Below are 9635 nucleotides of genomic sequence, written 5' to 3'. Positions count from 1 at the left end.
AAATCTTGAAGCTGTAATCAGGGAGGCTTGCAATCTCGGAGACGGTCAAAAAGGCGTTTTTACGGCTGAGAAGTTTTTGTATTTTCTTGTTAATTTGATAGAAATAGGAAAAACTTGGAGCTCAAAGGAACTTAGTGATGCATTGGAAATTCTCAAAAAGCATATTTCAAGCATTGAAAATGTGAGACGGTTGTTGAAAATATATATCAACAGAGATAATCAAGATGTTTTTCGTGATCTTGCCTATATGGGGCAGATGATGGCTTTTGCTTGGAATGATGTGAAAGGGCTTACAGTTAACGGTGAACCTGTCGGGGAAGTAACTATCAGTATTCTTCTTGTGAAAATTTTGAAATATCCCAACGATACTATCTAATCAGACGCGAGTCCATCCCATAGCGATAAATCTTTGGTGTAAAAGTCATGCGACAATTACACATTATGCGGCATTAATCCAGTTTTCACTAGGCTATTCCGCTCTATGGGGCAGGTTACTCACGCGTTACTCACCCGTCCGCCGCTTTCCTCTCCCAAAATCACCCCGAAGGGATCAATCAAGAGATTCTCGCTCGACTTGCATGTGTTAGGCACGCCGCCAGCGTTCGTCCTGAGCCAGGATCAAACTCTCAATAAAAAATATTTTTCTTCACCCTCAGGTGAAGTTAAAATCTTTCATTAAGTTATTTGTGACTCAATTACTCAAATTCGTTTTGTGTTCCTTAGAACATCGCATTTACTGCGTTTTAAAAAACGAGAACCGTTTTGCTGGTTATGCTATACAATTTTCAATGTTCGATGTCCCTCTTGTTGAGGGAATTTTATTATAACACAAACTTTTTTCTTTGTCAAGAAATTTTTTCAAATTTCTTGCAAATTTTTTGTTTGTATTGCCGTCTTGACCGACAGCTTTATTATAATATCACATCTTTTTCCATTTGTCAACACTTTTTTTAAATTTTTTGGAAAAAATTTTTTACGGTTTTTTTGTGGTGTCTATTATATAGGAAGAAAGACGTTTTCGGTATAGTTTTGCCCGTTTTCCTCTGTTTTATACATATATTTTTTTAAAATAACCGACGCGGAATTCCGCATCGGTTATTTACTGCTTCGTTGAGAGGATTCTTCGCTTTCTTTCAGAATGACGCAGCATCCGTCGCCTACTTACTTAATACGTATGTGCCCGAGGCATTCAGCGCCCCGTAGCCGTCGGCGGTAATTTCCACTGTGAGGATGTCGCCTTCTGCCGAAACACAAATCACACCACTGTTTTGCAGGTTATCAAAATAGGTTCCCTCTGCCTGCAGATTTTCGTTCCGCTCGGTATACACATAGCCCCGGGTGGTCGCATCCGCCAGCACAATTTCCGTATCACCCTTTTGTACCTTAAGAGATTCGATGACCGTTCCCATATCGTCCACAGACGCGGTAAGAATCATGCCGTCCCCCTGATAGGTGCCGGAAAATCTGGATTTTTTCAGCTGACCGTTAAAATAGTCCGCCCATTCGTCCAGCTGCTTTATGAAATTGGGACACGCATCAAACACTTCTTTTTGTTCGCCGATATACACAAGCCCCAGCTCATACCGCTGCAGTCGGCTTAAAGTTTGCAACATAGTCAGCGTTTCCCGGAATGCAGGTGCATGGATAACCTCTGAAATGGCAACACGGTCATTCTGCAGGTCGTTATAATACCAGTCATTGGACTGAACGGTATACCCGTAAAGGTCAATGCATTCCACCGCCTTTTGGTATTCCCCTGCCGACACATACTGCAAAACTGCCTGCTTGATATTGACATAATCAGTATCCACCGCCTCCTGTGCGGAAGAAGTGATACCCAACATTAAAATAGAAATCAAAATACAAATAAATTTTTTCATAGTCTTATTTATAGAACGCCATATAGGCTTTATAGGCTTGATAGATATCGAATTTGGATGCAAGTTCAAAGGGGGCGTGCATGGAAAGGAGCGGTACGCCACAGTCAATTACATTCATGTTCTGCACTGCCACATACTGAGCAACAGTCCCGCCGCCGCCTTCGTCCACTTTACCCAGCTCGCCGGTCTGCCATACAACATTTTCCGCATCCATCAGGGCAGTTACCTGCCGTAAGAATTCACAGGAGCAATCGCTGGTGCCGGATTTTCCGCGGGCACCGGTGTATTTCATAAAGCAAACCCCTTTGTTCAGGTATGCGCTGTTGTTACGCTCCATCACATGGTCAAAAGTGGGATCCAATGCCGCTGTTACGTCAGAGGAAAGGCAAATGCTGTTTGCCAGCGCCTTGCGTACCAGTAAATCGGAATAACTTTCTTCTGTTTTTTCGCAAAGGATTGCTAAGTTATCCTCAAAATAACGGGAGCACATACCTGTGCTGTCCGAGCTTCCCACTTCTTCCTTATCCACCAGATAGCAGATATTGGTTTTGTCTGCGGCAGGCGCTTCCAAAACAGCACGGAGTGCAGTATAAGCGCAAACTCTGTCGTCATGACCGTACGCCCCCACAAGACTTCTGTCCAAGCCCACATCCTTTGCCGGGAATGCGGGAACCACTTCGATTTCTGCCGATATAAAATCCTTTTCCACAATGCCGTAAGCATCGTTTAAAAGCTTCATGATGTTCAGCTTGACTGCGTCTTTCACATCATCGGGATACGGGATGGTGCCAAGCAACACATTCAATTTTTCGCCCTCAATGATTTTGGTGGCATCTCCCTTCATCTGGGAAGCAGCCAGATGGGGAAGCAGGTCGGTGATGCAGAATACCGGGTCGTCCGCCTTTTCACCGATACAGATGTTTACCTTTGTACCGTCATTTTTAATGACAACCCCATGGAGTGCCAGCGGAATGGTAGTCCACTGGTATTTTTTGATACCGCCATAGTAATGGGTTTTGAAATATGCCACCTCGGTATTTTCAAACAAGGGATTCGGCTTTAAGTCCAGACGGGGCGCGTCGATATGCGCCGCAACCATGCGAACCCCCTCCGAAACGGGCTTTTCTCCGATAACCGCCAGTAAAATACCCTTACCGCGGTTTACGGTATACACCTTGTCACCCTTTTTAAGCTTTTTTGCTTGGTCGAGGGGCTTAAAGCCTGCCTTTTCAGCTTTGGCAACCGTAAAGTCCACACATTCTCTTTCGGTTTTGCAAGCATTTAAAAATGCTTTGTAGCCTTCAGAGAACCCGTAAATTTCTTCCTTCTGCCCTTCCTTTAAATCTTTATACCCGTTTTCCTGCGTATAAAGCAGAGATTTCTGTAAATCTTCACCTTTAGACATGACTGATTATGCCTCCTTAATTACAATTTTATTTTTTCCGTTCTGGGATACGCGTACCGTACCTTTAGGTGTTACAAAGTAGCCCTCGGCATCCTGCATCAGTTCAAAATGCGGTTTAGCTGAAAGGGGCGCTTTGCCTGCAGTCTTTACACCAAACAGATTTTCTGCCACGAAAATAATGGGGGCTGCTGCCCAGGCATGGCAGGCTGAATGCTGGAAAAGACCTCTTTCGGTGTTTTCATAAAGCACCCAGTGCTCCCAGGTGGTGGTTGCGCCGTGCTGAATCATATCCCGATAACGGTTTTTGGTTTCTTCCAGCGCAATGTCACAGCGGTCTGCCTTTTGAAGTGCCCGGTAATACTGCAACATAAAGTAGGGGCTGACATAGCAGATTTTTTCGCGACGGGTTTCGGGCTGGAATACATTTGTGAAAATATCCTTTGCCCGCTTGTCCTGCGGTTTATGCAGTAAAAGGTACGCAAGGGCATTAACAACCTCTGAAACAGAGCTGGATACAATGCCATCCTTTACACAATCGGAGTATACCCCGAATTCTTCATTCCAAAACAGTTTTTTGAACGCCTGCTCTGTTTTTTTGCATTTTTTGGTGTAATACCGGAGTGCAGGCTTGTCCTGCATGAGCAAAGATAAGCGAACCATGGTCTGAAGCGCTTCAATATACATTAAATTGAGCTGACCGAGCATACCGCCACGATGAATGTCTGCCTGGTCGCCGTCCTCGTTTTTGCCCATATCCAGATAATTCCAGTAAGGCACGTCGGTAAGCAATCCGTATTCGTTTTCAAAAGCGGTAAACCAGCGGATACCTTTAATGATATTCTGCCAGAGCTTTTCAATCAGTTCGGTTTTACCCGTGAAATCATAGTAATCACCAAATGCGTTAATCCATTGCAGGCAAAATGCCGGAATAGGGGGCAGATTATGGTTTTCGTCCGGATAGCGGGAGCAGGTCATGCCGTCTGCGTCCTGGGACTGTCCGATTTGGAGAAGCAGTTTTTCATGCATTCTTGCATCACCGGTTATGTAATAATTCATGATTGCCTGGAAACGGGCATCCCCCATCCATTGCTGTTGTTCACGGCTGGGTGAATCCAAAAAACCGTCCTGCATACAAAGGTTTAAGGTATGCGCGCTGATGTCCCAGATTTTCTGCAACTCTTCGTCTGCGGTTTTAAAGGAGCCTCTTTCCGCAAAGGGCAAAGAGCGGTTAAGCATACCGATGGATTTGATTTTGTTAGTACGCACATGGTTGCGGAAAATTAAAAATACATAACGGAACGCTTCGTAATTGAAGCAGGTTTTCAAATGATTCAAACCGTCCTTTAAAATAAATCGGCTGATGGGACGGTAGGTTGCCACATCAAAACGGGGCTTGTTGTTACGAATTTCCTCGGCATACACCACATCAATGATGTCGCCGTCATAGCCTTCCACCTCTAAATCCAGATACCCTACATTCACTTTTTCAAAATCCACCAGCACATAGTTAAAGGCAGAGCTGTCCACCGGATTGATTTCACCCTCCGAGCCTAAAACAAACAGAGAATTGGGCTTTAACAAATCCAACTCGTCACGGATTTTGATGTGCAGTTTATCGCATTTAACCGCATCGCCGATACCGCCTGCAATAACTGCACGGGAAGAGAGCGGATTTAAAATAATGTTCGGAATGGGACGGGGCTTTAAATTCCAGAAGGGAGACATAGCTTTGTCTCTGCCCTTGGCGTTGTCCCAGTCGGCATCGTCATAATCGGGATTGGTAAAATCCACCGCTTTTCTGTTATCAAAGATTTCCACACAGCCCTTACAGCCGTTGATGCGGGGGGCGTTACGGTCAAACGCGTCATAAAGATGAGCCTTTACCGATTCATCCGAAACCACTTCTACCGTTTTGCCGTTTTTAAGTGAAATGGAGCTATCCATCATAAAGCAGGGGACACGGCTCATGGATTTACCTGTGCCGTAGCCGTAAAACATCACCATGGCAGAAATGACATTTTTGCCTTTTTTAAGGTAGGGCATGATGTTATAAGCATCCACATACTGCCATCTCGGGTCACTGCGGCAGGGACCTCTGCCAACCTCTGCACCGTTTACATATAAAATGTAGTGGGTATCGCCAAAGGTGTGGAGCACCGCTTTGGTCACGCTTTCCTCCAACTCAAAGGTTTTTCGGAACATACAGCAGCTGTTTTGGGGCTTTTCGTAGTAGGTTTCCACCTCGGACGGATGCCAGATCAGCTTGGAAGAACTCGAAAGCTTTATGTTTTCCTCGAATTTCCGTTCATACCTTAAATTTTTGTTTTTCATAACTCATATCTCCTTAAAAGCATACAGAATTTTGTATATCTTTTTTGTCTTTTGTACTTTATCCACATATTTTCTTGTTTCGGGGAAAGGAATCTCTTCTGCCTCCGTAATCCCCTGATTTTCCCAGGCACGGACGTTGGCAGGCCCTGCGTTGTATGCCGCCAGTGCCATTTCTTCGCTTCCCATCTGTTCTTTAAGATAGGCAAAATAGGCACAGCCCAGCCGAATGTTGTATTCGCTGTCATATAAACGTGTTTCCTCATATTCCGCACCGCACCTCTCTGCGACCCATTCGGCAGTAGAGGGCAGAAGCTGCATCAACCCGATGGCACCTTTTCCTGATTCCGCTTCTTTGTCATAATTGCTTTCACATTTAATCATTGCGGCAATCAGATGCGCATCCAAGCCGTATTCTCCGGCATAACGGTTAATGCTTGCGGAATGCGTAGTGGGAAACAGCCTGAGCACCACTAAAAACCCCAGAATCACCACCGCCAGTAGCGCAAAAAATAATATTGTTGTGCGTTTTTTAAGCAAGTCCAATTTCCTCCAGTTGTCTGTTTACATCCGCGTTGCCATCATTGATAATTTCATATTTACATTTTTCCCGATAATAGGTATCGGGTTTCTGGGCTTTTAAACGGTTTTTTGCGTATTCCTCCGTTAGGCCGTCCCGCTCCATAATCCGATTTAGCCGAATATCCTCAGGGCAGGAAACAAACAGGCAGAAATCACAAAGGTCGGGAATTTCGGTTTCGTGCAGAGCCGCACCTTCAATGACCGCTCTTTCTAGCCCTTTTATTTCCTGCTTTACCGCATTGGTGATGGCAGTATGGGTGATTGCCTCCAGCTTTTTTAACGCACCGGCGTCAGTAAACACCAGTCCGCCCAGCTTTTTACGGTCAAGCTCGCCCGATTCCGTTAAATAGTCTTGCCCGAAGGTATCAACGATTTTTTGCAAAGTGGGCTGACCCTTTTTACAAAGCTCCCGGGACAGCTGATCGCCGTCTATGACCTTATAGCCATGTTCCTTAAACCAACTGCTGATTTTACTTTTCCCGGCACCGCTGCCGCCGGTAAGTCCGATAATCATAAATTAAACTGCTCCTTTTATTTGGTTTCGTACCAACTGTTTCCGGATTTCATTTCCACTGTAAGAGGAATGGAAAGTATTGCCGCTTTCTCCATTTCTTCTCTCAGAATTTTCTTTACCTGTTCTTCTTCGCATTTTAGTGCATCAATAATCAGTTCGTCATGCACCTGCAGAATCAGCTTAGAGGAAAGGCCCTCTTCTTTTAAGCGGTTGTGCACCTTAACCATCGCGATTTTGATGATGTCTGCCGCATAGCCCTGAATGGGGGCGTTCATGGCAACCCGCTCACCAAAGGAGCGAAGATTGAAATTGGATGCCTTGATTTCGGGAATGTAACGGCGTCTGCCCGTTAAGGTTTTTACATAGCCGTGTTCCTTTGCAAAGGCAACCGTTTCCTTCATGTATTTTGCGATACCGCTGTAGGTTTCAAAATAACGTTCCATGTATGCCGCCGCTTCTTTTCGGGTTACATGAATGTCCTGCGCCAGAGAAAATTCGCTGATACCATACACAATGCCAAAGTTTACCGCCTTGGCACGGGTACGCATGGCAGGGGTGACTTCATCAAGAGGTACATGGAACACCTGGGATGCAGTGACCGCATGAATATCCACGTTATTTAAAAACGCCTCCTGCATGGTTTTGTCGTTTGCAATATGTGCCAGCACACGAAGCTCAATCTGCGAGTAGTCTGCGTCCACCAAAATATGGTCTGCATCCGATGCGATAAACATTTTACGGATTTGTCTGCCCAACTCGATGCGCACCGGAATGTTCTGCAGATTCGGCTCGGTAGAGCTGATTCTGCCGGTGGCGGTTACGGTCTGGTTAAAGGACGAATGAATTTTGCCCGTTTCGGGACGGATGACCTGATACAACCCGTCTGCATAGGTGGATTTTAATTTTGTATAGGTACGATAATCGGTTATTTTATCAATAATTTCATGGGCACCCCGAAGCTTTTCCAAAACATCTGCGTTGGTGCTGTATCCGCTTTTGGTTTTTTTGATAACCGGAAGATTCAAATCCTCAAAAAGCACAACGCCCAACTGCTTGGGTGAATTGATATTAAATTCTTTGCCTGCCAATGCATAAATTTCCTTTTGCAGGCTGTCGATATTTTCAGAAAGAAGCTTTGAAAATGCCGAAAGACTGTCCCGGTCTACCTTAAAGCCCTCAATTTCCATGTCCGCAAGCACAAAGGCAAGAGGCATTTCCATACCGTAAAACAGTTCATCCTGTCCGTTTTCGGTAAGCTCCGCCTTTAAGCATTCGTAAATTTCGGGCATGAGTGCCACTTCACTTACTTCCTCTGCCACCGTTTTGTTTAAGTAACGGCTCGCAAGGTCAGCTAAAGCATAGCTCTGCTCGGAGGATTTGGAGATATATGCCGCAAGGGCAATATCAAACGCGTTTTCGCTGTATTGAATATCTAAATTCTCTTTTAAAAATACAATCTGCTCTTTGATGTTAACAGATACCTTTTCGGTCTGTTCAAACAGCTTTTTCAGGGCAGGCAAATAGGGCATCACCTCTGCCGCAAAGGCAAAGGAAAGGGTATAAACCTTATTCTCTCCTGCAATCAAAAGCTTTGTAATAAAGCCGTCTTCCCATTCCAAAGTATAAAATACCTTTTCCGAAATCAAACCATTCAGCTCTTCGGGAGAAGCAATTTCTTTCGTTTCTGCCGTATAAAGAGTAGTGGCGTTCTCCTGTGCCGAAAGGCTTAAACGGGAAATGATGCTTTTTAATTCCAGTTCGTTGAGGTAGTCAAAAAGCTTACCCTTGTCTGCCTCTTCGGGCTTTAAATCCTCAAGTGTTTTGTTTAACGGCACATCCCGCACGATGGTTGCTAAGGTTTTGCTCATGTATGCAGAATCCTTGCCTGCAATCAATTTTTCTTTTTTCGCGCCTTTAAAATCTTCGATATGTTCGTACACTCCATCCAGCGAGCCATACTCGGCTATCAGAGAAAAAGCGGTTTTTTCACCGATACCCGGCACGCCCGGAATGTTGTCGGAGGTGTCTCCCATCAGCGCCTTTACATCAATAAATGCCTCAGGCGTTACAGACATTTTTTCCAGTACCGCTTTACCGTCAAAATCGTTGGTTTCGGTGTTTCCGCCTTTGGTGACCACCAGACGCACTGTCACAAGGTCAGAGGCTAGCTGTAAGTCGTCCTTATCACCCGTTAAAATCACACATTCGGTATTTTTCTGCTCACACATTTTAGAAACGGTGCCGATAATGTCGTCTGCCTCATAACCCTCCAGCTCTAAAATGGGAATTCCCATCAGCTTTAAAATATTCTTAAGATACGGCATCTGTTCAGCAAGCTCTTCGGGCATGCCCTTTCGCTGTGCCTTATAGCCGTCAAACATTTTATGACGGAAGGTAGGCGCTTTTAAGTCAAACGCCACCGCCTGATAGGTATATTCGGTCTCTTCTAAAATTTTCAAAAATATGTTCAAAAAGCCGTATACCCCGTTGGTATACTGCCCCTTTCCGTTGCTTAAGAGACGAACCCCGTAAAAGGCACGGTTGATAATGCTGTTTCCATCTAAAATCAATAATTTTTCCATGGATTTCCCCTTTTTACACATATATAAAAAGTATATCACATTTTCCCCAAAAACGCAATATATTTTCCATACCATTTCCAACAAAAAAGGGGCTGTAAATTTATTACAGCCCTTTTTAGGGAATAGGAAAAAATGTTTGGAATGGACAAACTGAGCCCAAACCGCAGTATAGCGCGGTTTGGGGTTACCCGAAGGCGTACAAAAAAGGTACGTCGAGAGGCGAAGTTTGTTCATAGCAAAAACGCATTTATCAAAAGAAAACACGCAAAACTTTGCGTGTTTTCTTCATTTGGTGTCGTTCTTGTAAGTTTGTACAAACTTTGTTTGCCTTTATACTCGCGTTT

General features: G+C 44.6%; 6 protein-coding genes and 1 rRNA gene. All 7 read right to left on the bottom strand.

Going from position 1 to position 9635, the window contains the following annotated elements; all coding sequences use genetic code 11:
• Positions 1-634, bottom strand: a 16S ribosomal RNA gene (locus IJE10_11265); the annotation flags it as partial.
• A gap of 523 nt (positions 635-1157) precedes the next feature.
• Positions 1158-1880, bottom strand: coding sequence for a hypothetical protein (locus IJE10_11260; GenBank protein ID MBQ2968681.1), 723 nt, complete (start codon positions 1878-1880; stop codon positions 1158-1160).
• Positions 1881-1884: 4 nt separating this feature from the next.
• Positions 1885-3285: an aminopeptidase gene (locus IJE10_11255; GenBank protein ID MBQ2968680.1), complete on the bottom strand. Its 1401-nt coding sequence runs from the start codon at positions 3283-3285 to the stop codon at positions 1885-1887.
• Between the two features lie 6 nt (positions 3286-3291).
• A complete protein-coding gene (locus tag IJE10_11250) occupies positions 3292-5616 on the bottom strand; it encodes a family 78 glycoside hydrolase catalytic domain (protein MBQ2968679.1) in 2325 nt (774 codons plus the stop codon).
• Positions 5617-5619: 3 nt separating this feature from the next.
• Positions 5620-6153, bottom strand: a complete 534-nt coding sequence (locus IJE10_11245; GenBank protein MBQ2968678.1) for a lytic transglycosylase domain-containing protein — start codon at positions 6151-6153, stop codon at positions 5620-5622.
• Entirely contained in the window at positions 6146-6709 is a 564-nt protein-coding gene (locus tag IJE10_11240) for a dephospho-CoA kinase (protein MBQ2968677.1), read from the bottom strand. Before IJE10_11240 ends, IJE10_11245 begins: the two co-directional genes overlap by 8 nt.
• Before the next feature lie 17 nt (positions 6710-6726).
• The gene (gene polA / locus IJE10_11235) at positions 6727-9291 is read right to left on the bottom strand and encodes a DNA polymerase I (protein ID MBQ2968676.1); all 2565 of its coding nucleotides are present in this window, start codon (positions 9289-9291) and stop codon (positions 6727-6729) included.
• Positions 9292-9635 lie beyond the last annotated feature (344 nt).

The sequence above is a fragment of the Clostridia bacterium genome (assembly GCA_017410375.1).
Classification (GTDB): domain Bacteria; phylum Bacillota; class Clostridia; order RGIG6154; family RGIG6154; genus RGIG6154.
The sequence above is the reverse complement of the archived record's forward strand: the minus strand, read 5'-3'. Positions and strand labels throughout refer to the sequence as shown.

Coding starts and splice junctions, on each gene's coding strand:
- IJE10_11260 (MBQ2968681.1), bottom strand. CDS start 1,880: ATGAAAAAATTTATTTGTATTTTGATTTCTATTTTAATGTTGGGTATC.
- IJE10_11255 (MBQ2968680.1), bottom strand. CDS start 3,285: ATGTCTAAAGGTGAAGATTTACAGAAATCTCTGCTTTATACGCAGGAA.
- IJE10_11250 (MBQ2968679.1), bottom strand. CDS start 5,616: ATGAAAAACAAAAATTTAAGGTATGAACGGAAATTCGAGGAAAACATA.
- IJE10_11240 (MBQ2968677.1), bottom strand. CDS start 6,709: ATGATTATCGGACTTACCGGCGGCAGCGGTGCCGGGAAAAGTAAAATC.
- polA (MBQ2968676.1), bottom strand. CDS start 9,291: ATGGAAAAATTATTGATTTTAGATGGAAACAGCATTATCAACCGTGCC.